Origin of the sequence: Caulobacter sp. (assembly GCF_017744445.1) — a bacterium.
Taxonomy (GTDB): Bacteria; Pseudomonadota; Alphaproteobacteria; order Caulobacterales; family Caulobacteraceae; genus Caulobacter.
In genome coordinates this window covers 19,186-41,338 of the sequence record NZ_JAGIBH010000002.1, presented here as the reverse complement: position 1 = coordinate 41,338, position 22,153 = coordinate 19,186, and the positions used below count along the sequence as shown (strand labels likewise).

The following is a 22,153-nucleotide window of genomic DNA, read 5'->3' as shown; positions in this document are numbered from 1 at the left end:
CCGATCCCGGGGGCAGGGTGGGGACCCTGAACATCACCGGCCTCCGCGCCGGAAACTGGAAGACCGCCGCGACCGTCCTGGTCGTCGGCGGTCTTTCGGCGTGCTCGACCACGACCTATTACGTCGCCGCCGGATCGGGGCGCGAGGCGGGTCTGATGCGCGTCACGCGCAGCTTCAGCGAGCGCGCGCTGCGCCACTATGTCGCGGACTTCGACCCCGCCATGCTGGCCCTGGCGCAGCGTCACGACCCGCGTCCCAAGAAGGACTACTGGGGTCGCGTCCAGGGCTGGGAAGTCATCAATCTCAAGGACATCCCGCGCCTGGGCGACCGCGTCGCCGACTTCGACGAGGCGCGGATCATCAACGCCCTGCGCCCGGCGGTCCCGGAAGAGCTTGAGGCCGCCAAGCCGTTCGTGATCACCGGCTCGGCCGACGCCCGCGCCAAGGCGCTGAACTGCCTGACCCAGGCGGTCTATTACGAGGCCGGCTTCGAGCCCGGCGAGGGCCAGATGGCCGTGGCCCAGACGGTGATCAACCGGATGCGCCATCCGGGCTATCCGAAGTCGATCTGCGGGGTGATCTATGAGGGTGCGGCGCGGACCACCGGCTGCCAGTTCAGCTTCGCCTGCGACGGCTCGCTGGCCCGCGTGCCGCCGCCGGCCCTGTGGGCCAACGCCCAGGCCGTGGCGCGTCGGGCGCTCAATGGTTTCGTGTTCAAGCCGGTGGGCGTGGCCACGCACTATCACGCCGACTACGTCTCGCCATATTGGGCGCCGACCCTGGTCAAGCTGAAGCAGTTCGGCCAGCACATCTTCTATCGCTGGACCGGCCCGGCCGGGACCCTGGCGGCCTTCACCGGACGCTATTCCGGCAACGAGACGGTCAGCGCCGAGATCCTGATGGCCGCCGACCCGCGCACCCTGGAAGCCGCCCCGCCCGAGGTGCTGGCCGCCCAGAACGCTCCTGCGATCGCCACCAGCGCCGCCGCGCGCATGCTGGGCGTCGATAATCTGGTCCTGCCCGAGGCCAAGCTGGTGGCGGTGCCCGACGCCAACTCGCCGACCGGTGAGCGCTACACCATGCAGGGCACGGTGGCCGGGAGACGGATCCCGACGGCCGAAGAGATCGCCAAGATCAACAAGGCGCTTGAGGCGGTTGCCGAGCCTCCGCCGCCGGCTGTCGAGGCGCCGGCCGCGCCAGCCGCACCGCCGCCGCCTCCACCGAAGCCTAAGCCTCGGCCGCCGAGTCTGCTGAATCCGTTGAACTAGGGCGGCGCTCCAAGCGGGGCGCCTAATCTCTCCTCCCCCTCTTGGGGGAGGTGTCGCGCCCGCGAAGCGCGGCGTGACGGAGGGGGCTGGTCATGAGTCGGCCGGCGCTAGCCCCTCCACCGGCTTCGCCGGTCCCCCTCCCCCAAAGGGGGAGGAGAGGTAACTCACCTACGGGCTTGGATCACCAAACCCCGATCTTATTCGCTTCCGCATGACTAATCGGATGATGCGCCGCCTTGTGGTCCTCTTCCGCCAGGAACCGCACCGCCTCCAGCGCCGCCATGCAGCCCATGCCGGCCGCGGTCACCGCCTGGCGGTAGACGTCATCCGTCACGTCACCCGCCGCGTAGACGCCTTCGATCGCCGTCGAGGCCGTGCCCGGCTTGACCTTCAGATAGCCGCCCGGACCCACCTCCAGCTGGCCCGCGAACAGCTCCGACGATGGCGCATGGCCGATGGCGATGAACACGCCGTCGGCGGCGACATCCTGGGTCTCACCGGTCTTGATGTTCTTCAGGCGCGCGCCGGTGACGCCCATCGGATCGGTCTGGCCGGTGACCTCGTCGATGACGCTGTCCCAGATCACCTCGATCTTGGGGTGGGCCAGCAGGCGCTCCTGCAGGATCCTTTCGGCGCGCAGTTCGTCCTTGCGGTGGACCAGGGTCACCTTGCTGGCGAAGCTGGTCAGGAACAGCGCTTCCTCGACGGCGGTGTTGCCGCCGCCGACCACGATGACGTCCTTGTTGCGATAGAAGAAGCCGTCGCAGGTGGCGCAGGCCGACACGCCAAAGCCCTGGAACTTAGCTTCGCTCTCCAGGCCCAGCCACTTGGCCTGGGCGCCGGTGGCGATGATGATGGTCTCGGCGATCCAGTCCTGGCCGCTGTCGGTCTTCACCGTGAACGGACGCTTGGAGAGATCCACAGAGGTGACGATATCGCTGACGAACTCGGTGCCGACATGCTCGGCCTGGGCGCGCATCTGGTCCATCAGCCAGGGACCCTGGATGACGTCGGCGAAGCCCGGATAGTTCTCGACATCGGTCGTGATGGTCAGCTGGCCGCCGGGCTGGATGCCGGCGATCAGCACGGGCTTCAGCAGCGCGCGGGCGGCATAGATGGCGGCGGTGTAGCCGGCGGGGCCCGAACCAATGATCAGGCAGCGGGTCTGGCGGGGAGCGGTCGTGGACATGGCCGCAGATATAGTGTCGATTCCGCCGCGAGGCGATGGGCTGGAAGCGGCGAAAAACTGACGTCGCTCTGAGCTTCTGTCGCTCCGGTGACGACCCTTCACCATTGGCGCTATGGTGTGGCCATGAACCCGCTACTGGAACGCATCACGATCGAACCAGGCAAGCTTGGCGGGCGACCGTGCATTCCGCGCTGGCCTATGCGTCCTAAGGTCTAGATCCGTTTCCCCGGCGAAAGCCGGGGCCCAGGTCGAGCCCCTTTACGTCCACTCATTTGGCTCAGGCTGAAGGCGCGCACACCTCGAACGTTCAGGATGGACCTGGGTCCCGGCTTTCGCCGGGAAGTCGGGGTTTAGGTTTGGCGATTGTCGGCTAGGCTGACGTCGTTTTCGCGATGACGGTTATCGAGGTGGGACGATGAAGGCCGCTGGACTTCCGATCGGCATGGGGGCGGGGATCGCCGTCGGGGTGGCCCTTGGGATCGCGCTGGACAACCTGGCGCTGGGCATCGGCCTGGGCGTCGCCATCGGCGGCGGGTTGGGCGTGGCTTCGGTGGGCGTCCAGAACGCCAAGAAGGCCAAGGAGGCCGGAGACGGCGGAACGTTCATCGGCGACACGGGCACTTCGTCCGACTGCGGCTCGGATGGCGGTGGCGGCGACGGCGGCGACGGCGGCGGCTGCGATTGACGCCTCATCCACCTTTGATGGGTTAAGATGACGGCAACCACGTTTCTGGGTGATCCGTCATGTCCGCCCCCTTCATCGAGATCGCCGGCCGCAAGATCGGTTCCGAGCACTCGCCCTATGTGATCTGCGAGCTGTCGGGCAATCACAACGGCAGCCTCGAGCGTTGCCTGGCGATGGTCGACGCCGCCGCCGACACCGGCTGCGATGCGATCAAGATCCAGACCTACACCGCCGACACCATTACGCTGGATGTCGACCGGCCCGAGTTCAAGATCCATGGCGGCCTGTGGGACGGGCGCACGCTCTACGAACTCTACGAAGAGGCTCACACCCCGTTCGAGTGGCACGCGGCCATCTTCGAGCGCGCCCGCCAGCGCGGCGTGACCATCTTCTCCAGCCCGTTCGACGAGACCGCCGTCGACCTCTTGGACAGCCTGGGCGCCCCGGCCTTCAAGATCGCCTCGTTCGAGGCCGTCGACCTGCCGCTGATCAAGTACGCCGCCGCCAAGGGCAAGCCGCTGATCATCTCGACCGGCATGGCCAACCTGGCCGAAATGCAGACCGCCCTGGACACGGCCCTGGAGGCCGGCGCGCCGGGCGTGCTGCTGCTGCACTGCGTGTCGAGCTATCCCGCGACGTTCGCTGATGCGAACGTTCGCAATGTCCCGGATATGGCCGCCCGCTTCGGCTGCCCGATCGGCCTGTCGGACCACACCCCGGGCACGGCCGCCTCGGTGGCGGCGGTGTCGCTGGGCGCCTGCTGCGTCGAGAAGCACTTCACCCTGGCCCGCGCCGACGGCGGTCCGGACGCCGCCTTCAGCCTCGAGCCCGCCGAGTTCAAGGCCCTGGTCGACGACACCAAGAACGCCTGGGCCTCGCTGGGCGCGGCGCATTACGACGTGCTGGGCTCGGAGCAGGCCTCGTTGCAGTTCCGCCGCTCGCTGTACGTCACGGCTAACATCAAGGCTGGCGAGACGCTGTCGCGCGCCAACATCCGCTCGGTCCGCCCCGGCAACGGCCTGCCGCCTGGCGAGCTGGACAACGTCTTGGGCAAGGCCGCGACCCGCGACATCGCGCGCGGCGAGCCGCTGGACTGGTCGATGGTGGGCTAGGCTCTTCACAACTTTGGCTGGTTAACGATTTCGTTTCGCCTTAAGCTTCGCCCCGATACCTTTCGGGGGAAGGGTGGTGCCGAAGTCATCGGACGATCTGCTGAAGGAAGCGGAGAAGGTCGCGAACGCGGCCAATCTCCGCGTGGCGGCGCTTGTGGTCGTGCTGGTGGTCGCTGGCCTGAATATCGAGAAGAAGTTCGGAGTTGATCCCAAAGCGATCGCTGAGGCTGCCAAGGTCTCGAACGAGGCGTTGCCGACCAAGGATGAAACGCCGCTCATGGCTGCGGCGCGGATTGTGGACCTGTTGGCCGCGGAGGAAATGCGGGAACCTCCGAAGTCCAGAAAGATGCTGGAGGAGCGCGCGGGGTGCGCAATGGCGGAGGGGCGAGCGCCGTCCGAGACGCTCGATGTCGCCCGATGCATCCGTCTTTACTTTCGAAGAAAGGCAGGAGCGACGACCGAGCAGCATAGAATTCGACGGCAGTATGAAGCGATAGGAAGAAGGGAAAGCACCCAGCAATTACAGCGACTTGGCGGCATTTTCGGCGAGAATAGGGATGATCCACTCGTTATTTCGCTCGGCAAGGAGGTCAGGGCCTGGGTCGATCCGGTAGATGAATTGTCCGCCGCGATCGAACGTAGCTACGGACGCCTAACAGAGCGCCTTTCCGAGGAGATCGACCTAGACGTCTTCAAAGAGCTGCCTGTCAAAGCAGCCTTGGTACTCGCACCGCTGGCCTGGCTTTTGATCGGCTTGACCGTGCTGCTGCAATTTCGCCTGGCGCGCCGAACCTTCTGGACCCTGATCGATCAAGCCTTCGCCAAGCGAAAGGAGGAGGATGTTGATCCGCCTCGCCTCTACGATATGCCCTTCTGGCTGGCTCCAGCGGTCGGCGACCGAGGCGCAGCTCTGCTAGGCTGGAACGAGCGGCCAGGCCTGCGGGGCGCGCTGACGGCGGTGGTCGTGTTGTTTCTTGCCGTGGTGATGTTCCGGATCGCCTGGATCGGATCCCTGTTGGCAGCCTTTACCGCGAGCAGCGCATCGGTCCCAGCTGCCAAGGCCGCAGCCTGGTCGGTTCTACTGGCAACCCAGGCGACGGCCGCCACTGCGATTATGATCGCCGTTCGCGCTCTCGTCCCGGAAGGATCGGGTGATGTTCGTTTGGCTCGACGCCGGTTCTTCGGCGTCGCCACGGCGGCCGTTGGCGCACTGGTCCTGAGCCAGCAGGCCGGCGTCCTAGCGCAGCGCTACTGGTTTCCCAGGCGCCCGCGCTTCAGAGCCCGGCGTCGCAGCGCGCTCTTCGCGCGGACTAAGCTCAAGCCCGGCTTCTATCAACACAAGCGCTCCGGCGCGATTTATCTCATGAGAGCCGACGGGCGTCTGCCCGGAGCCAATCCCTGGATTCAGCGCAGCAATCTGACGTGCGTAGGGCTCAAACCGCCGCCGGCGACATTCGGTCCGCCGGCCTCGCGCAGTCCGGCCCTGACGGTGAGGTCTAGCGATATCGAAGTGGCGGCGCTCACGCTATGGGCAAGGGGGCGTGGGCAAGAGGCCGTGGACATGCTGTTGGTCTATTGCAAACAGCGACGTCACGACGGCGCCTCGGACCGGGCGGTGCAGTCGCCGATGGATCTGGCCGTGGGTCTGGCGATCCGCGACGGCATGGGCCAGAAACTGAAGGATATCGTCGACTGGGCGGAAAGCGCCGGCTTGCTCACCCGTAAAAGGCGGGAGCATTGGCTGGACCAAGCAGGCGAAGAGTGGCGAAGAGCGCGATGGACGTCCACCCGGCGGGTGTCGTGGGGCGGCGAGAAGTGGACGCGCGAGCTTGCCGTCGAGGCTTCATGCACTTAGGCTCTTGCAGCAGGTGGAAGGCTTAGGTCGCAGTGAGCACGGATGCCTTGTGTGGGCCCCGGAGAAAACTCCGGTAAGACCGGCGCCGGTCTGGAGGTTCGAATCCTCCCGCTTGTCTTGCTGAGCCTAGGTTTTCCGCCGCAGCCTCACCCGCCCCCGGTACGCCCACCGCCACAGCCACTCCAGCGGTCCCATCGCGAACCGGCTCATCCACCAGCGCGACCACAGGATCTGCGCGGCCCATGTCGCCACGACGATCGCCGCCAGGGCCGGCCGGTCCAGCTTGCCGTAAAGCCCCGGGCCTCGGCCGCCGTAGAACAGCACCGTCATCACCGCCGACTGAGCGATGTAGTTGGTGAAGGCCATCTGGCCGACGGGGGCGAGGGCGGCGGGGATCGCTTTCCAGAGGCTGGAGCGGGCGGCCAGGACCAACAGGCCCGCATAGCCCAGGCCGATGATCGGGGCGGTGGCGCGCTGGATCCATCTCGCCAGGTCCGACAGGGTGTCGGGATGGTCCGGCGCGGCGACGTACAGCGCGAAGGGCAGGGCGGCGATCAGCAGGCAGAACAGGCCCGCCGCCGCCAGGGCGCGCCAGACGCCGGCCGAGACGCGGCCGCTCAGCACCCCCAGCTTGAACAGGCCCATGCCCATCAGCATCAGGGCCGCCACGGTCAGCGGCCAGTTCGACGGCCATTGCAGCCAGACATGGCTGAGCACCTGACGATAATCGGCCAGGTTCTGGGCCAGGGACTGGGCGAAGGTCCCGCCATAGCGCGCGCCGGCGATGGCCTGGGCGGCCAGGTCCGGCGGCTGGGGCACGGGCGGGTCGATGGTCTCGCCGATGATCTTGAAGCCCGTGGCCAGCGACATGGAGACGTCCAGCGCGATCCCGACCGCCAGCAGCCGCCAGGCCGGCCAGGTCCGGGCCAGGGCCACGACCAGGCCGATCAGGGCGTAGTAGGTCAGCACGTCGCCGTTCCACAGCAGCGCCCCGTGCAGCGCTCCGATGACCAGCAGGCTGAGCAGGCGCTTGAGCAGCAGCCCGCCTTTTTCCTCTCCCCCGACCAGCAGGATCGAGACGCCAAACAGCATCGAGAACAGGGTGTAGAACTTCTGCTGGAAGAACACCTGGGTGACCCACCAGACGCTCACCGAGGCGGGCTCCAGGCCGTGCGGCCATTCGGTCAGGCTGGTGGCCACCGCGTGCGGCTCGGACGCCAGCGGGATGTTGCACAGGAAGATGCCCAGCACGGCCAGGCCGCGTAAGGCGTCCAGCAGGGCTATGCGGCTCTTGTCCTCCATCAGGCGGTCCGTCGCAGCGGGGCCGGGCCGCGATAGGCCAGGCGCCAGAGCCACTCCAGCGGCCCCATGGTGAAGCGCTCCAGCCACCAGCGCGACCACAGGATCTGGGCGATCCACGTGAGGGCCACGATCCCGGCCAGGGCCGGGCGGTCCAGCTTGCCGTACAGCGTCGGGCCCCGGCCGCCATAGGCCAGCACGGTCATGACCGCCGACTGCATCAGGTAGTTGGTGAAGGCCATCTGGCCGACCGGCGCCAGCACGGCGGGGATGGCGCGCCAGACCTTGGCGTTCGCCGCCAGAGCCAACAAGGCCAGGTAGCCCAGGCTGACGACCGGGGCCGTCAGGCCCTGCATCCAGCGGCTGAAGCCGCCCATCATCGCCGGCTTGGACGGCACGGCCAGGTACAGGCTCAGCGCCGCGGCCACCAGGACCATGGCGGAGAGGCCGATGGCGACCAGCGCCTTGTGCGCGGCCGGCGACAGCTCCCCCTTCAGCACGCCCAGCTTGAACAGGCCCATGCCCATCAGCATCAGGGCCAGCACGGTCATCGGCCACAGCGGCGGCCACGACCAGGAGCCGACAACGAAGTCCCAGTAGCCGTGAGCATTCTGAGCCAGGGAGCTCATGACGTCGCCCGTGTAACCGGCGGTCTGGGCGGCCGACTCCTTGGCGATGCGGGTGGTGAGGTCGGGCGGGACCGGCTGGTCGAAGCGGGCCGCGCGGCCCAGCGTGCGCCACAGCTTCCAGCCGTACTCGAACAGGTGCAGGCCGATGCCCGCCGTCAGCAGCCGCCGCGCCGACCAGCCGCGCGCCAGCAGGGCGACCAGGCCGACGATGGCGTAGAAGCTCAGCACGTCACCCTGCCAGATGACCAGGCCGTGGAAGAGGCCGATGGCCAAGAGCGCCAGCAGGCGCTTGACGATCATCACCGTGCGGTCGCGGTCGCCGCCTTCGCCCCCGACCAGCAGAACCGAGGCCCCGAACAGCATGCCAAACAGGGTGTAGAACTTCTGCTGGAAGAACACCTGGGTGAACCACCACACCGCCAGGCTGGCCGGCGCCTGACCATGCGGCCAGAACGGCACGCTCTCGGCCACGCTTTCGGGCTCGAAGGCCACGGGGATGTTGCAGATCAGAATGCCCAGGATCGCCAGGCCCCGCAGGCTGTCCAGCAGGACGATGCGATCCTTTTGCATGTGATTCCCCTCAGCCCCACACGCGGTGATGCTGCGGGCGGCGCGGTGGAACTACAAGCTTAAATCTATCCTTCCGGGAGCAGGCCCAGTCGTTGTCCGACCGCCCGGTCCAGGGTGCGCTTGGGCAGGATCTCGGTCATCAGCACCTGCATCGGCGAGGGCGAGACGACGTAGCGGACCTTGGGCTTGGCCGCCGTCAGCGCGGTGGCGATGGCCTCGCCGATCGCCTCGGGCGGCAGGCCGGCCTTGCCGATTTGCAGCATGTAGGCGCGCAGCCGGTCCAGGGCCGTGGCGTAGGGGGTGTTGGCGTAGCGGGTCGTGTCGATCTGGTCGGCCTTGTCCCAGATCGGCGTGGCCACTGCGCCCGGCGCGACCACCACGACGTCGACCCCGAACGGCAGGAGCTCGCGCCGCAGGGACTCCGACAGCCCTTCCAGCCCGAACTTGGTGGTGCAGTAGGGGGCCATGAACGGGTTGGCGTTGCGGCCGCCGACCGACGAGATGTTGACGATCCGGCCGGGACTGGCGACCCGCGCCTCGCCCGCGCCGAGCAGCGGCGCGAAGGCCTGGGTGGCGATCACCACGCCGGTCAGGTTGACCTCCAGCTGCTGGCGCCAGTCGTCCAGCGACAGGTAGAGCAGCGGGCCCGCCACCGCGATGCCGGCGTTGTTCACCAGGCCCGCCAGAGGCGCGCCGCCGAGTGCGGCCTCGACCTGTTTGGCGCCCGCCCGGACCGCCGCTTCGTCGGTGACGTCGAACAGCAGCGGCGTGAACGCCTCGCCGAACTCGGCCTTCAGGCGCTCGCCGTCGGCGGTCTTGCGGACGCTGCCGAAGACATGGAAGCCCTTGCCCACCAGCACCTTGACCGCGCCCCAGCCGATGCCGGTGGAGACGCCGGTGACGACGACGGATTTCTTCTGCGCCATGGGGTGAGCCCTCCCGTTCGGCGGGGAGGATGAGCCAAGTGAACGGTGTTCGCTAGAGGGGCGATGTCATGATGATGGGAGGTTGATACGAGCAACCTTAGCTTGATGAAGCTTCACCAGATCCCTACCGTCTCGCCGGATCATGTAGGGGGGGGCGTTGGTGGCTAACGTTACGGTTCTGAAGGGCACGCCGGGCGATGACATTCTCATTGGCGGCAGCGGCATGGACCGGCTCACGGGCGATGCCGGCAACGACAAGATGTATGGCTTCTCAGATTCCGATGTGCTGATCGGCGGGACGGGCGACGACCTCTATGACGGGGGTGATGGCGCCGACGTCGCGGTCTTCGAACACGCGCTCAACGGTGTCCGCATCGATTTGGCGATTACCGGCGCCCAGGACACCGGCGAGGGGCGCGACACTTTCATCTCAATTGAAGACCTGGAAGGGTCGTTCTTCGCCGACGTTTTCTACGGCGACGATGGCGAGAACCACCTCACCGGTCGCGCCGGCAATGACATCCTGTATGGACGGGGCGGCGACGACTTCCTGGAAGGCTACGCGGGGAGCGACGAGCTGCATGGCGGCGCGGGCGACGACGTGCTCTACGGCGGCTCCGACGAAGGCACGGATCTGTTGTATGGCGACGATGGCGACGATCGGATCGTCATCGACGGGTATAATGACGAGATCAACGACATCATCGATGGCGGCGCCGGGCTGGACACGATCTCCTTCTACAACGTGACCTACGGCGTGAAGGTCGATCTGGCGATCACCGCCAGCCAGGATCTGGGCTGGTCCCAGTTCGTGACCCTGAAGAACGTCGAGAAGGTCATCGGCACCGACTATGCCGACAAACTCTACGGCGACGCCGGAGACAACGTTTTCGCCGGCGGGGCTGGCGACGACTTCATCGACGGCCGAGGTGGTTTCGACACCGTGATCCTGTCGGGGCTATCGAAGGACTACAAGATCAGGTGGATCGGCGACGGCTGGCGGGTCAATGACCAACGCTACCTGCCTTCCGCCGATCGATTGGACGTCATCAGGAACATAGAGCAGCTACAGTTCGCGGATGGCGAGATCCTCAAACTGGTCGATGGCGGACCTGAGGGTCTGGCCGACAACATGACCGAAGTTTTCGGCCGACTGCTGCGCGTACCCAGCAACTGGTACAGCATCGGCCCCGAACTGGATCGCATGATCGACACCGGCTACACGACATCGGCCAAGGCCCTGGCTCAGATCCTCAAATATACCCGCGATACGACCTCGGTCGCGACTCTGGCCTATGAGTTCTTCACCGGGAAGGTCCCCAGCCAGGCAGGTCTCGACTATCTGGTCTCGCCGACTGGGCCGAACCCCAACAACCTCGATAGTAAGTACTATCAGAGCTTCAATCTCGAGAACCGTTACATCAATTTCTCGGTCAACCTGGGCAAGCTGGGTGAAGGCAAGGATGCGTTCGCGGCCAAATATGGCTCGTTGAACTTCGTCGAGGCCACGCGCGAGGCCTATAAGACCATCTTCGGCGCGGCCCCGAGCGACGCTAAGATCCACGCCATGATCGATACCCGCGTCGACTACTTCGCGGCCTATGGCGGCGATGGTCCGAACGGCATCGGGACCAAGGCGGCGATGGTCGGCTGGCTGCTGGCCGAGGCGGTGAAGGCGGACGTGGGTGTCATGGTGAAGTCCAACGAGGCTTGGCTCATGGACCTCGCCGATGGCATCGTTCCGTTCGCGATCGATATTCTCGACCCGGCCAAAGGCTACTGGAAGGCCGATTTCGTCTTTGGCGGGACCTGAACCTCACCCCCGCACCAACCCCTTCATCCCGTCCCAGCCGACATTCATCAGCGCGTCGACGAAGCCCATGTACGGGGTGAAGGGCTGGCTGCCCTGCGGGTATTCCTCCAGCCGGAAGGGCTGGAACCGCGCCGGAAAGCCAGCGCCGGAGAACACGCCATCCTCTTCCATGTAGTCGGCCGAGCCCATCGGCGAGACGTATTCCTCGGCCTCGACGGCGCGGCACAGGTTCAAGAGGTGCTCGGACCGCGCGCCGCCGGCGGCCAGGGTCGAGGCGCGAACGAAGCGGGTCTGGATGTCGAGTTTCTCGGCCGCCGCCTGGGCCATGCCGCAGGTCAGGTCGGTCAGCTTGCCGTCCCGCTCGCGAGCCAGCTGCTCGGAGATGAAGGTCCAGCCCTCGGCGACGAACGGCCGTTTGCCATAGGCGTGGCGGATGGCGGCCAGGTGCTTGTCGCGCCAGGGCTGGCTGTCGTCGATCTCGATCAGATGGATGGGCGTGTCGCGGTCGTGCTTCTTGACCGGCACGGTCAGCATCAGCTCGCCCTGGGCCGTCAGGATGCGGTTGCGCGACTGCCACGAGCGGCGGGCGAACTGCACGTCGTCGAGGAAGATGAAGACGGAAGCCGCGGTCATCAGTTGGAAATAGCCGAGATAGGGCAGGTAGGTCGGCTGCATGATCGCCGCCGCCCGGAGCCGGTGGTGCGGGCTCATCCGGCCTTGGCGACGCGGGCGGGCGTCGCTTGTCGCGCCATGGCCAGCGCGGCGTTGACCTCAGCCAGCTTGGCGCTTTTGGCGTAGGGCTCCCAGGCGCCGGGAATGAACTGTCCGCCGAAGCGTTCGGTCAGCTTGCCGCGCAGGGCGGCCAGGCCGTCGATGGCGGCGCGCGAGTGGTAGATCCAGCGCGGCTGGGCGTCGCTGTGGACCACGGGCCCAAGCTTCAGGGCGCCGAAGCCCGACAGCAGGGTGCGCAGCTCGGTCGGCAGGGTCTTGAGGTCGGCCTCGCGGACGCACTCGGCGACCACCAGCGTTTGGCCGCCGCTCTCGTACAGATAGGCCCGGAAGGTCGCGCCCTGGGCGGTGAAGTTCTGGACATAGACCGGGCAGGGGCCGTCGAAGGCCTCGACCGCGTAGACATAGGTGAAGAAGCTCTTCTTCACGAGCGACGGGGTCGACAGGCCCATCGGCTTGAACAGCGGCGTGGGGTTGGCGGCCCAGACGATCGTCTCTTCCGGATCGTCCTGCGCCATCAGCTGGCGCGGCGGGACCAGGCAGTTCAGCTCGACCTTGACGCCCAGTCGGGTGAGCGCGCCGTGCAGACCGTCGAACAGCTTGGCGAAGCCGCCGGCCGGCAGCGCAGCGGTGACATTGGCGGTGCGGCCAGACAGCCCGCGCGGGATGGCGTACAGCTCGTCCGCCCACGGATCGTTCGCCTTGGCGCTGGCCAGGGCGGCCAGGTCGGCGGCGGCCGGGAACACGCGGTTGATGGCCAGCGGGATGGCGGCTTCGCCATGGATGAGGGCCGGGTCGGTCTCCAGGTGCCAGCGGACGTAGGATTCCAGCGTGGCGGCGATCTGCGGCGGATAGGCGGCCAGGCGCGCGGCCAGGCTGTCGTCGGCGGGCCTGCCGACCTTGCCGGCGGGGGCGTCGATGGCCGGGCCGCCAAAGTCCCAGGTGAAGACCCGCTTGCCGTCGGCCCCGGTGCTGAGCGAGCCGAAGCGGTTGTCGAAGGTCTCGAACCGGGCGCCATGGGCGGTCAGAGTTTCGACGATGGCGTCGCCGGCTCCGCCGAAATAGACGCAGCCGTCGCGCATCTCGGCGCCGTGGATGATCTTGGGGCGCGCGACGCCGCCCAGGGCCTCGAAACGCTCCTGGATGGTGATGTCGCGCGAGCCCAGGCGGTGGGCCTCGAAGGCCGCCAGGATGCCGGTCAGGCCGCCGCCGACGATGCGGACGCGCGAGCTCAAGAGACCGCGCCCCAGACCACAAGGTCGCTGTTGGGAGCGACGCGGACGCCGTCCTGGATGTTGTCGAACGCCACCTTCAGGGCGGTAATGTCGGTGAGACCCAGCTCCTCGACCAGGCGGTCGACCAGGCCAGCTTCCGTGTAGAACAGGTTGAACAGCCCCGCCTCGCCGGTCTCGGGCGTCGCCAGACGCCATCCGTTCGGCTCCTCCTCCACGCCCTTGCCGCAACGATAGTCGTCGGTCAGGCGGGTGCGGACGAAGACCTCGGCATTGGGCGCCAGCCGCTTGCGGGCGGCGGTCAGCACCGCGTTCGCCTGGGCGTCGGTGAGGTAGCACAGCAGGTTGGGGATCAGCAGCACGTCGATCGGCGCGCTCCCAAGGTCCGGCAGGCCCTTGGACAGGTCGGCCTCGATCAGGGTGACGCCGTCGCCCAGGTTCCAGCGGCAGTCTTCGAGGGCGGCCGCCGAATAGTCGACGCAGGTCAGGTCCCAGCCATAGGTCGCATAGAGCGACAGGTTGTTGCCCGTGCCTCCGCCCAGCTCGACGACCCGGCCGGTCTTGCGATGCAGGCCGCGCTTGAAGAAATGCCGGATGACGAACTCGTCCGGATACTTGAGGCCACGGATGTCAGACAGGGCGCGCATGGTGGCCGGGAGAATCCGGCCGAAGCAGCGAACAACTTGTTAACGATGATGAAGCTGGGCGGGGCAGGTTGTCGCACTTGGCGGGGCGGCTCTTACTTTCTCCTCCCCCTCTTGGGGGAGGTGGCGCGCCCGCGCAGCGAGGCGTGACGGAGGGGGCTGGTCATGAGCCGGCCGGCGCTGGCCCCTCCACCGCCTTCGGCGGTCCCCCTCCCCCAAAGGGGGAGGAGAGATCTAGAGCAGGGTGAGAAAGGTTTGGGCCACCCGGTCCGCACCCTTGCCGTCACACACCGTCGCACTGGCCGCCGACAACGCCGCTCGCCGGTCCTCGCTCCCCAGCAACCCCTCGACCTCCCGCACGAACGCGGCTTCGAAGTCCGCGGCCCCCACCTCCAGGCACGGCGTCACCCCCGCCGCCTCCAGCGCCCGCGCGGCGGCAACCTGGTTTTCGGCCAGGATCAGGGTCAGGGCGGGCAAGGCGAGAACACAGCGCTCCCAGGTGGTCGAGCCGCCGGCCCCGATGGCCAGGTCGGCGTCGAACACCAGCTGCGGCATGTGCTGGGTGTCGACATGCAGCTCGATGCGCGGATCGTCGCCCGCCAGCGCCCACAGGTCCGGAAGGCTGGGCGCGCCGCCGCCGACCACCAGGTCCAGTCGGGCGTCGCCCAGGATTGGCTGCAGCAGTCGCGTCACCCGGCCGGTGATGCCGCCCACATCGGTCAGGCCCAACGAGACCAGGATCCGCCGCACCGGCCCTCGCTGAGCCCGGCGCGCCAGGGCTTCGTCCCGCAGGTCGGCGAAGGCGGGACGCACGGGGGCGTAGTTCGGACCCAGCAGCAGCTGGGCGTGCTCGGGGACGAGGCCGGCATAGTCGGTCGCCTTCCGCGCCGGACCGGCGTCCAGCACCAGGTCCGCGGCCAGGCGCCGGTCGGCCAGGTCGTCGATGACCAGGGTCGGACGGCCTCGCGCCACCGCGCGGTGGTCCTGCGCGGTGAGGGCGTAGCTGTCGAACACCAGGGCGTCGAAGCCCTCGTCGGTGTCGGCCCGCGCCATGTCGGGGGCGAAGGCGTCCAGCACCACGGCGACCTCGGGTGTGGCCGCGAAGGCGCAGGTCGCGCCTCGCGCCTCCAGCGCTCGCGCCAGGGTCAGGGACCGCATCACGTGCCCGCCGCCCACGCTGGGACCGGCCGCGCAGACGAACAGGGCGCGTGTCATGCCCGCGGATCGCCGCCGTAGTCGGCCAGATCGGGGCGGCTTCTCACGAAGGCCCGCACGTCATCCGAGGTGAAGGCGCGGTTCTTTTCGTACAGGGCGTCATAGACCGCCGCCACGAAGGCATAGTCGTCGGGCCGGTCGACGGTCCACCGCACCGCGCCCTGGTCGGGATAGCAGGGCAGCCAGGCGCAGTTGAACCGACCCGACCGGTAGAGGTCCCAGGTGACGTGTTCGCGGGCTTCCTGCGTCGTCGCCTCGGCGGCGGCTTGGCGCAGGGCGGCGGCGGTCATCACCTCGACGTCAGTGCCCTTGGGGTGGGCGTGGCCGTTCGGGGTGTTGCTGACATAGTCGACGCCCTTGGACAGGCAAAGCTGGATGGTCGCGTCGATCAGGTCGGGATCGGCCAGCGGGCAGTCGGCGGTCAGCCGCACGACGTGGTCGGCCGGATGGGCGTCCAGTGCGCCGATGAACCGCTGCTGGACGTTGTCCAGCGAGCCTCGAAACACCGCGATCCCCTCGCGCCGCACGGCCGCTTCGATGGCGTCGTCCTCGGGACGGTTGGAGGTGGCCACCACCAGCTTGTCGACCAGGCGCGCGCGGGCCACGCGCTCGATCTGCCGAACGATCATCGGCTGGCGCACGATCGGCATGAGCACCTTGCCCGGCAAGCGGGTCGAACTCATGCGGGCTTGGAGGATGGCGAGGATCAGCGGCGGTTGTTCCGCATGGAGAGCCAAAACACCACGTAGGCGGCGGCTGCGAACACCAGCGCGAGCAGATTAATCCAGATCAGAGGGTCCATTTCAGTCCTCCACTTGCATCAAGATGTAGTGGAGAACGCCTTGCAGGACAATGAAGGTGACCAGCGCGCTGATCGCGCGCAGTAAACCGACTTGGCCGGTCATCAGCGGCTGGACAATCGCGGCGATGAAGATCGCGACCGCCAAAGCGTTGCACGTCGTGGCAAAGGCCTTTCGACCTTCGTTGCGAGCCGCCTTGCCAATCCGGGATGTGGTGTCTGGCCCAACCATCTCGCGAACGTAACGCGAACATTCGCGCGTTCACAACCAGAAAAATCAGGCTTTCGGCTTGGCCGCGCGAGGCTTTCTCGGCTTCGGCGCGGGAGCCTCGATCGGCGCTTCCTCGACCTTCTTCGCCCGAGGTTTCCGCTTTGGCTTCGGAGCCGCCTCGACCGGCGCCTCGGCCACCGGTTCGGGGATCTCCACCCCCAGCCGCGCCAACACTTCCCGCGCCGCGCGGTCGGTCTCGTCGACCGGGTCGTAGGTCCAGCCATGGAACGCGCCGCCGTAGGGCCGAGCCGCGCCCATGCGCTCCAGCTCCTCGTGGAACAGGCGGAACTTCAGGCTGTGGCCGTCCAGCTTCAGCACGAAGACCGGCTTGCCGGTCGACGCCGCCTCGGTGGCCATGTTGGTCGAGTCCTCGGTGACGAGGATGTAGTCGGCCGCCGCCAGGAACGCGAAGTACGGATTGGGGCCTTCGCCGTTCCAGACCATGCCCGGCAGGTGCCGCAGCCGCGCGGCCATCAGGGCGCGGGCAGGGTCGGGGGTGCGGCGCGAGAAGGTCATCAGCAGACTGCCGCCGTCCTGCTCCAGCGGGATCTGGATCGAGTGGGCGATCTGGGCCGCGCGCTCGCTGGACAGGTCGAAGGCCTTGGACTTGCCGCCGACCAGCACCGCCACGCGCGGGCGGGGCAGGGCGTCGATGACGTCCTTGAAGGCCTCGTACTCGGCCGCCAGCCGCTGGGGCGTGACCCGGTGCGGCGAGCCGCTGATCGGCAGCACGTTGTCGCCGGTCAGGCGGTCGTGCTTGGGCGGGATCACTAGGTCGAACATGTGGGCCGGGACCCGCGGGTCCTGGATCTGGACCACATAGGTCTTGCCGCCCGACCAGCGCTTGGCGCGGATCGACAGGGGCAGGGTGGCGCGGCCGGCGGCGACCCAGACGTCTGGCCACTCTTCGTTTTTGCCGGTGGGGATGCCGCTCTCCGGCGTCAGCCAGCGCTTGGGCAGCAGGTTCAGCCACCACGGCAAGCGGCCGATGCGGCCCCGCCAGCCGACGCGCTTGACCGTCACCTCGCAGGGGACCAGCCGCGCGATCGCATCCGACAGGCCCACGACCTGGGCCTCGATGCCGGCGCGGCCGTCGGAAACGGCCCAGATCTTCAAGGGAAGTTTCGGAGCTTCGGCCAAGTCATCGACCCCGCATACGCAAACGAAACAAGGCCGCCGATTGGCAGCCCTGTTCCATTGAACCGTACTTCATGGCGCAGCTAAGGCGGCAAGCCGCCTTACAGCCACTCCACCTTGGTGATTTCGTAGGCCTTGGTGCCGCCGGGGGTGTTGACCTCGACCACCTCGCCGACTTCCTTGCCGATCATCGCGCGCGACAGCGGCGAGGACAGCGAGATGCGGCCCGACTTCACGTCGGCCTCGTGGTCGCCCACGATCTGGTAGCGCGCCTCTTCCTCGGTGTCCTCGTCGATCACCGAGACGGTCGCACCGAACTTGATCTGCTTGCCCGACAGTTTCGACACGTCGATCACTTGAGCGCGGGCGATCTTGTCCTCGATCTCGGCGATCTGGCCTTCGATCCAGCCCTGACGCTCCTTGGCGGCATGGTACTCGGCGTTTTCCGACAGGTCGCCATGCGAACGCGCTTCGGCGATCGCCGCGATCACCGACGGACGTTCGATGGTCTTCAAACGCTTCAGTTCTTCGTCGAGGGTCTGATACCCACCGACGGTCATCGGCACTTTTTCCATTGCGGATTTTAGCTCGGACGCCTTGGGAGGAAAGACTTCCAGTCGCGGGCGCTCACAACCGGGGGCTGGGAGGATAGGCGCCCGGTTTCGGATGCGCAAGGGGGCGAGCTAGACCTTACGGGATCAGGCCCGGCGGCGAACGGGCTGTGAGACCGCGCCCGGCAGCTCGAACTGGCCCACCAGGTCGGCCAGCAGGGCGGCGTCGGCGTTCAGGGTCTGGGTGGCGACCGAGGTCTGCTCGACCATGCCGGCGTTCTCCTGCAGCACCTGATCCATCTGGTTCACCGCGCTGTTGACTTGGCCGAGGCCATGGGCCTGGCTCTGGGCCGAGGCGGCGATCTCGCTGACCAGGCCGTCGATCTCGGCGATCTGCGAGACGATGCGCTCCAGGGCCTCGCCCGTGCGGCCGACCAGGCCGACGCCTTCCTCGACCTGGGCGGACGAGGTCGAGATCAGGGTTTTGATCTCCTTGGCCGCCTCGGCCGAGCGCTGGGCCAGCGCGCGAACTTCCTGGGCGACGACGGCGAAGCCCTTGCCGCTCTCACCGGCGCGGGCGGCCTCGACCCCGGCGTTCAGGGCCAGCAGGTTGGTCTGGAAGGCGATCTCGTCGATCACCGAGATGATGTTGGTGATCTGCTGCGAGGAGCCCTCGATGGCGGTCATGGCGGTGACGGCCTGCTGCACCACCTCGCCCGAGCGGCGGATGTCGTCACGGGCGCGGGCCACCACGCCGGCGGCCTTCTTGGCGCCCGAGGCGGTCTGGGCGACCGTGGTGGTGATCTCCTCCATGGCCGCGGCGGTCTCTTCCAGGGTGGCGGCCTGGCGCTCGGTGCGGCGCGAGAGGCTGACCGAGGCGTCGGCGATCTGGTCCGAGCCGGCGCGCAGGCCGTCGACGCGGCCCTCGATCACCGCCAGGGCGTCGGCCAGCTTGCCGGCCGCGGTGTTGTAGTCGCCGCGCAGGGGCTCGTAGGCCTCGGCGAAGCGCTGGTCGAGGCGCGCGGTCAGGTCGCCGCGCGCCAGATGCGACAGGGCCTGGCCGAGGGCGGCGATGGCGGCGTCGCGCTGGGCCTCGGCCCGTTCGCGCGCGGCGGTGTTGACGGTGCGGCTCTCTTCCTCGGAGCGACGGGCGTCCTCGGCGGCGTCATTGGCGGCGCGGGCCTCGCCGACGGCGGCCTCGGCCTTGGCGCGGGCCTTGTTGGCGACGGCGAACATCGCATTGACGCTGGCGGTGACGGCGATCAGGGCGCCGGCCTCGACGATCAGGATGACGGCGTGGACGATCACCCGGCCCAGGCTGGCCGAGCCGGGGAACACCGCGCTGGGCAGCAGGTACGACAGGCCCAGATGGTGCACGGCGACCGTGGCGGCCGCGGCGGCGATGACCACCCAGTCGCAATAGACCACCAGCAGGGCCAGGGCGGCGAAATAGGCCATGTGCATGTCGCTCTGCCAGGCGTGACCGCCCATGGCCGCGACCAGCAGCGAGACCTGGGCCATCAGCGCCACGCCGACCAGCGAACGCCCGGCAGAGCCTTCGCCGCCGAACTTCCAGGCCAGGGTCGCGCCGATCGCGGTCGCGCCCGAGGCGACGGCCAGCCCCAGCAGGCCGTCATGGACCAGCGCGCCGGCGCCCAGCACCACCGGGATCATGGCCCAGGTCAGGACCGCGATCAGCTTGCCGCCGACCGCGCGTTGGGCGTCGAGGTTCGAGAAGGCCAGTTTCATGAGGAAGGCTCCGAGGCCGCCGGCTTGGCGCAGGCGCCGGCGAGGGCGGGGTCGAGCAGCATCAGCGCGCCGGCGTCGCGGGCGCGCTGCGAAAGATCGGACGGGTCGCCCCGCAGGATGACGATGAAGGACGCGCCGCCGGCCCCGGCGATGTCGCCGGCCGATCCGGCCGCGCCGATGATCTGGGCCGGGCTCCACCACGGCGGAAACACCGCCGCCACCCGTCCCGGCGTGCGGGGCTGGGCGTCGACGGCCACGGCGGCGAACAGGCTGAGAAAGACGCCTAGTGCGCCCAGGGCGACCGGGCCCGCGACGGCGGCAATGCGGCGCGTCGGTGAGGGCGGGGTCGTCAAGGCGCGGGTCTCCATCGCGCCGTGAGAACGTGCGGGCGCATGAAGACGATTGCCGCCAACGTGGTTTGCGAAAGCTTAAGATCGCCCCTAGGCGACGCTTGGCCGCAGGGCGGGGCGGCAGGACGCCCCCTCCGTCTCGTCGCGTATCCGCGCCGATCCACCTTCCCCGCAAGCGGGGCAGGAGGGAGCGCTCTTCTCCTCACCCGTGAAACGGGGGAGGTGGCGCGCTGCGGATACGCAGCGTGACGGAGGGGGCGCTCTAAAGCCCGATCACCCCGCCTTCGGCACCGTATTGATCATCCACGGAATCCCGAACTTGTCCGTAAAGCTCCCGTACCCCGGCGACCAGAAGGTCTCGGCGAAGGCCATGCCGACCTTGCCGCCTTCCGACAGGGCCTCGAAGACGCGCTTGGCTTCGGCCGGGTCGTCGGTGTGGTAGGTGACGTCGAAGCCGTTCTTGGGCTTGTCGATGTTGGGGGCGAATTCGGGCGGCATGTCCGCGCCCATGATCGACTGGTCGCCCACGTCCAGCCAGGCGTGCATCAGCCAGTCCTTGTACTTGGGATCGACCGGCATGTCGGGCGGGCCTTCGCCGAACGGGAAGGCGGCGGTGACCTTGCCGCCCAGCACCTGGGCGTAGAAGTCGAACGCGGCGCGGCACTCGCCCTGGAACGAGAGGCTGGTGACGATCTTCATGGGCGTATCTCCCTTGGGTTTCCCCGACGTTAGTCGAGATCGGCGACGTTTTCACACGCGCGATCGCCCGAAGTTGTCAGCAGGCCCCTCAGGACTAGAGCTTGTACTCCAGGATCAGCCACCACTTGGTCCGCGAGGCTGGCGGGGCCAGCGTTCCCACGGGCACGGTGTCCGCGCGGTCGAAGTCGGCGTACTTCCACTGCATGGTCATCTTTGACGTGACCGGCGCGATCCAGCTGAGGTTCCACTCGCGGCCCAGGTCGGCGCCGGTGCGGTCGTCGTCGAAGTCGTGATAGCGGGCCATCAGCTCGCTCTTCTTCGGCAGCCAGAGGCGCCTGGGCTTGAGGGTCACGGTGATGTTGGCGTCTTGCAGGCCGTCGGCGAAGTTCTTGATGCCGCCGGCGCTGGACCAGGCGTCGGCCCAGCCATTGACCCCGTGCGCCGCGCCGATCGCTGAGCCAAAGCCGCGCTGGCCGTTGCCTTCCAGGGCGTCATAGCCCAGCCGCACGGTGTAGATGCCGCGCGTCGCCGAGGCGTCGAGCCCGAGATAGTCGAGCTCGAACGGGGCGGTGTTGCCGCGCCAGTCGTTCTGGCGCGCATAGGTGGCGGCATAGGTCAGGGCGTAGGGGCCCAGCTTGCCCTTGCCCGAGACCCGCACGCCCTTGCTGATGCTGCTGCTGGCCGGGGCCTGTTTGAAGTCGAAGGCGTAGACCAGGGCCTGCACCCGTAGGGCGTCCGACACCGTCCAGCCGGCATTGAGGAAGTGGCTGTCGCTGTCCCAGTCGGCGATCTCGCCCAGGGTGCGGTTGACCTTGGTCACATAGACGTAGGTGGCCTTGAGGCGGCCCTTGGAGATGTCGGCGCGGACGGCGTCGAAGGTCTGTTCGTCCATGCGCCAGGGCGCGGCGCCGACGAAGCGCTGTTCGTCCATCTGGATGCGCTGGCGGCCGACGGTGAGCTGCGCGACCTTGCTGGGCGTCCATTGCAGCTGCAGGCGGTTCAACTCGGTGACTTCCGGGTCGTTGATCGCCGGATAGCGGACCTTGTCGGCGCCGTTCAGCGGCGGGCCGCCATTGTTGGTGATGGCGAAGCGTTGCGGGCCCAGCCAGCGGATGGTCTCGAAATCGACAAGGCCCTTGAGGGTCTTGTACTCGCCGGTCTCCCAGCCGTAGCGGGCGCGGACGCTCAGGGCCTGGCCGTTCTCGGTCAGGGTCTGGGTCTTGGTCTGGTCCCAGTGCTCATAGCGCGAGCGGACCTCCAGGATCGGATGGCCCGCCTTGATGGCGTCGATGACAGTAGCGTCGGCGGCCGTGGCCTCTCCGATCCCGAACAGCCCCAGGGCCGCGCAAGCAAGCAGCGATGTCTTCATGGTCCGGGTGTTGGGCCATAAAGGTTAAGCACATTCCCAAGAGGAACCCAGTGTCACGCTTG

General features: G+C 67.8%; 22 protein-coding genes and 1 pseudogene. 6 read left to right on the top strand and 17 right to left on the bottom strand.

Annotation, left to right across the window (positions count from 1 at the left end):
- The first annotated feature begins 26 nt into the window (after positions 1-26).
- Positions 27-1,268 (top strand): cell wall hydrolase, encoded by a 1,242-nt coding sequence (locus J7528_RS03510; protein WP_291871857.1) that lies wholly within the window; start codon positions 27-29, stop codon positions 1,266-1,268.
- Positions 1,269-1,449: 181 nt separating this feature from the next.
- Here J7528_RS03510 and trxB read toward each other — a convergent pair whose 3' ends face one another.
- Positions 1,450-2,457 (bottom strand): thioredoxin-disulfide reductase, encoded by a 1,008-nt coding sequence (trxB, locus tag J7528_RS03505; protein WP_291871397.1) that lies wholly within the window; start codon positions 2,455-2,457, stop codon positions 1,450-1,452.
- A gap of 415 nt (positions 2,458-2,872) precedes the next feature.
- Between trxB and J7528_RS03500 the strand changes: the two genes are divergently transcribed.
- The 3 genes from J7528_RS03500 (at position 2,873) to J7528_RS03490 (ending at position 6,109) form a co-directional block, all read left to right on the top strand.
- The gene (locus J7528_RS03500; protein ID WP_291871395.1) at positions 2,873-3,142 is read left to right on the top strand and encodes a hypothetical protein; all 270 of its coding nucleotides are present in this window, start codon (positions 2,873-2,875) and stop codon (positions 3,140-3,142) included.
- 59 nt (positions 3,143-3,201) lie between these two features.
- Positions 3,202-4,254: a pseudaminic acid synthase gene (gene pseI / locus J7528_RS03495; protein ID WP_291871393.1), complete on the top strand. Its 1,053-nt coding sequence runs from the start codon at positions 3,202-3,204 to the stop codon at positions 4,252-4,254.
- A 76-nt stretch (positions 4,255-4,330) separates the two neighbouring features.
- Positions 4,331-6,109 (top strand): hypothetical protein, encoded by a 1,779-nt coding sequence (locus J7528_RS03490; RefSeq protein ID WP_291871391.1) that lies wholly within the window; start codon positions 4,331-4,333, stop codon positions 6,107-6,109.
- Between the two features lie 126 nt (positions 6,110-6,235).
- On the opposite strand, the gene J7528_RS03485 is transcribed toward J7528_RS03490, so the two are convergent.
- The 3 genes from J7528_RS03485 to J7528_RS03475 form a co-directional block, all read right to left on the bottom strand.
- Positions 6,236-7,411: a DUF418 domain-containing protein gene (locus tag J7528_RS03485; protein ID WP_291871389.1), complete on the bottom strand. Its 1,176-nt coding sequence runs from the start codon at positions 7,409-7,411 to the stop codon at positions 6,236-6,238.
- Entirely contained in the window at positions 7,411-8,607 is a 1,197-nt protein-coding gene (locus J7528_RS03480; protein WP_291871387.1) for a DUF418 domain-containing protein, read from the bottom strand. The genes J7528_RS03485 and J7528_RS03480 overlap by 1 nt, the downstream gene beginning before the upstream one ends.
- 65 nt (positions 8,608-8,672) lie before the next feature.
- Positions 8,673-9,533, bottom strand: coding sequence for an SDR family NAD(P)-dependent oxidoreductase (locus tag J7528_RS03475; protein ID WP_291871385.1), 861 nt, complete (start codon positions 9,531-9,533; stop codon positions 8,673-8,675).
- Between the two features lie 160 nt (positions 9,534-9,693).
- On the opposite strand from J7528_RS03475, the gene J7528_RS03470 reads away from it, so the two are divergent.
- Complete coding sequence (locus J7528_RS03470) at positions 9,694-11,346, top strand: hypothetical protein (protein WP_291871383.1); 1,653 nt, start codon at positions 9,694-9,696, stop codon at positions 11,344-11,346.
- A 3-nt stretch (positions 11,347-11,349) separates the two neighbouring features.
- On the opposite strand, the gene J7528_RS03465 is transcribed toward J7528_RS03470, so the two are convergent.
- The 11 genes from J7528_RS03465 to J7528_RS03415 all read right to left on the bottom strand — a co-directional run bounded on the left by J7528_RS03465 (position 11,350) and on the right by J7528_RS03415 (position 20,041).
- On the bottom strand, positions 11,350-12,057 hold the full coding sequence (locus tag J7528_RS03465) for a WbqC family protein (RefSeq protein WP_291871381.1): 708 nt from the start codon (positions 12,055-12,057) through the stop codon (positions 11,350-11,352).
- Positions 12,054-13,310: a flagellin modification protein FlmF gene (locus tag J7528_RS03460; protein ID WP_291871379.1), complete on the bottom strand. Its 1,257-nt coding sequence runs from the start codon at positions 13,308-13,310 to the stop codon at positions 12,054-12,056. Before J7528_RS03460 ends, J7528_RS03465 begins: the two co-directional genes overlap by 4 nt.
- Positions 13,307-13,954 (bottom strand): class I SAM-dependent methyltransferase, encoded by a 648-nt coding sequence (locus J7528_RS03455; RefSeq protein ID WP_291871378.1) that lies wholly within the window; start codon positions 13,952-13,954, stop codon positions 13,307-13,309. The genes J7528_RS03460 and J7528_RS03455 overlap by 4 nt, the downstream gene beginning before the upstream one ends.
- A gap of 231 nt (positions 13,955-14,185) precedes the next feature.
- Positions 14,186-15,166: a UDP-2,4-diacetamido-2,4,6-trideoxy-beta-L-altropyranose hydrolase gene (gene pseG / locus J7528_RS03450; protein ID WP_291871376.1), complete on the bottom strand. Its 981-nt coding sequence runs from the start codon at positions 15,164-15,166 to the stop codon at positions 14,186-14,188.
- Positions 15,163-15,876, bottom strand: coding sequence for an NTP transferase domain-containing protein (locus J7528_RS03445; RefSeq protein ID WP_291871856.1), 714 nt, complete (start codon positions 15,874-15,876; stop codon positions 15,163-15,165). The genes pseG and J7528_RS03445 overlap by 4 nt, the downstream gene beginning before the upstream one ends.
- Complete coding sequence (locus tag J7528_RS03440; protein WP_291871374.1) at positions 15,873-15,968, bottom strand: hypothetical protein; 96 nt, start codon at positions 15,966-15,968, stop codon at positions 15,873-15,875. Before J7528_RS03440 ends, J7528_RS03445 begins: the two co-directional genes overlap by 4 nt.
- A gap of 1 nt (position 15,969) precedes the next feature.
- Positions 15,970-16,113 carry a hypothetical protein gene (locus J7528_RS03435; RefSeq protein WP_291871372.1) on the bottom strand — a complete coding sequence of 48 codons (144 nt, stop codon included), beginning with the start codon at positions 16,111-16,113 and terminating at the stop codon, positions 15,970-15,972.
- A gap of 129 nt (positions 16,114-16,242) precedes the next feature.
- Positions 16,243-17,376, bottom strand: a complete 1,134-nt coding sequence (locus J7528_RS03430; RefSeq protein ID WP_291871370.1) for a mitochondrial fission ELM1 family protein — start codon at positions 17,374-17,376, stop codon at positions 16,243-16,245.
- A gap of 98 nt (positions 17,377-17,474) precedes the next feature.
- Complete coding sequence (gene greA, locus J7528_RS03425; protein WP_291871368.1) at positions 17,475-17,948, bottom strand: transcription elongation factor GreA; 474 nt, start codon at positions 17,946-17,948, stop codon at positions 17,475-17,477.
- A gap of 123 nt (positions 17,949-18,071) precedes the next feature.
- The gene (locus J7528_RS03420; protein WP_291871366.1) at positions 18,072-19,673 is read right to left on the bottom strand and encodes a methyl-accepting chemotaxis protein; all 1,602 of its coding nucleotides are present in this window, start codon (positions 19,671-19,673) and stop codon (positions 18,072-18,074) included.
- The gene (locus tag J7528_RS03415; protein WP_291871364.1) at positions 19,670-20,041 is read right to left on the bottom strand and encodes a hypothetical protein; all 372 of its coding nucleotides are present in this window, start codon (positions 20,039-20,041) and stop codon (positions 19,670-19,672) included. The genes J7528_RS03420 and J7528_RS03415 overlap by 4 nt, the downstream gene beginning before the upstream one ends.
- Positions 20,042-20,138: 97 nt before the next feature.
- Between J7528_RS03415 and J7528_RS03410 the strand changes: the two are divergent.
- A pseudogene (locus tag J7528_RS03410) lies at positions 20,139-20,272 on the top strand (hypothetical protein); the annotation flags it as partial.
- Positions 20,273-20,296: 24 nt separating this feature from the next.
- Here the strand turns inward: J7528_RS03410 and J7528_RS03405 are convergent.
- Complete coding sequence (locus J7528_RS03405; RefSeq protein WP_291871362.1) at positions 20,297-20,722, bottom strand: VOC family protein; 426 nt, start codon at positions 20,720-20,722, stop codon at positions 20,297-20,299.
- A gap of 94 nt (positions 20,723-20,816) precedes the next feature.
- The gene (locus J7528_RS03400) at positions 20,817-22,091 is read right to left on the bottom strand and encodes an alginate export family protein (protein WP_291871360.1); all 1,275 of its coding nucleotides are present in this window, start codon (positions 22,089-22,091) and stop codon (positions 20,817-20,819) included.
- Positions 22,092-22,153 lie beyond the last annotated feature (62 nt).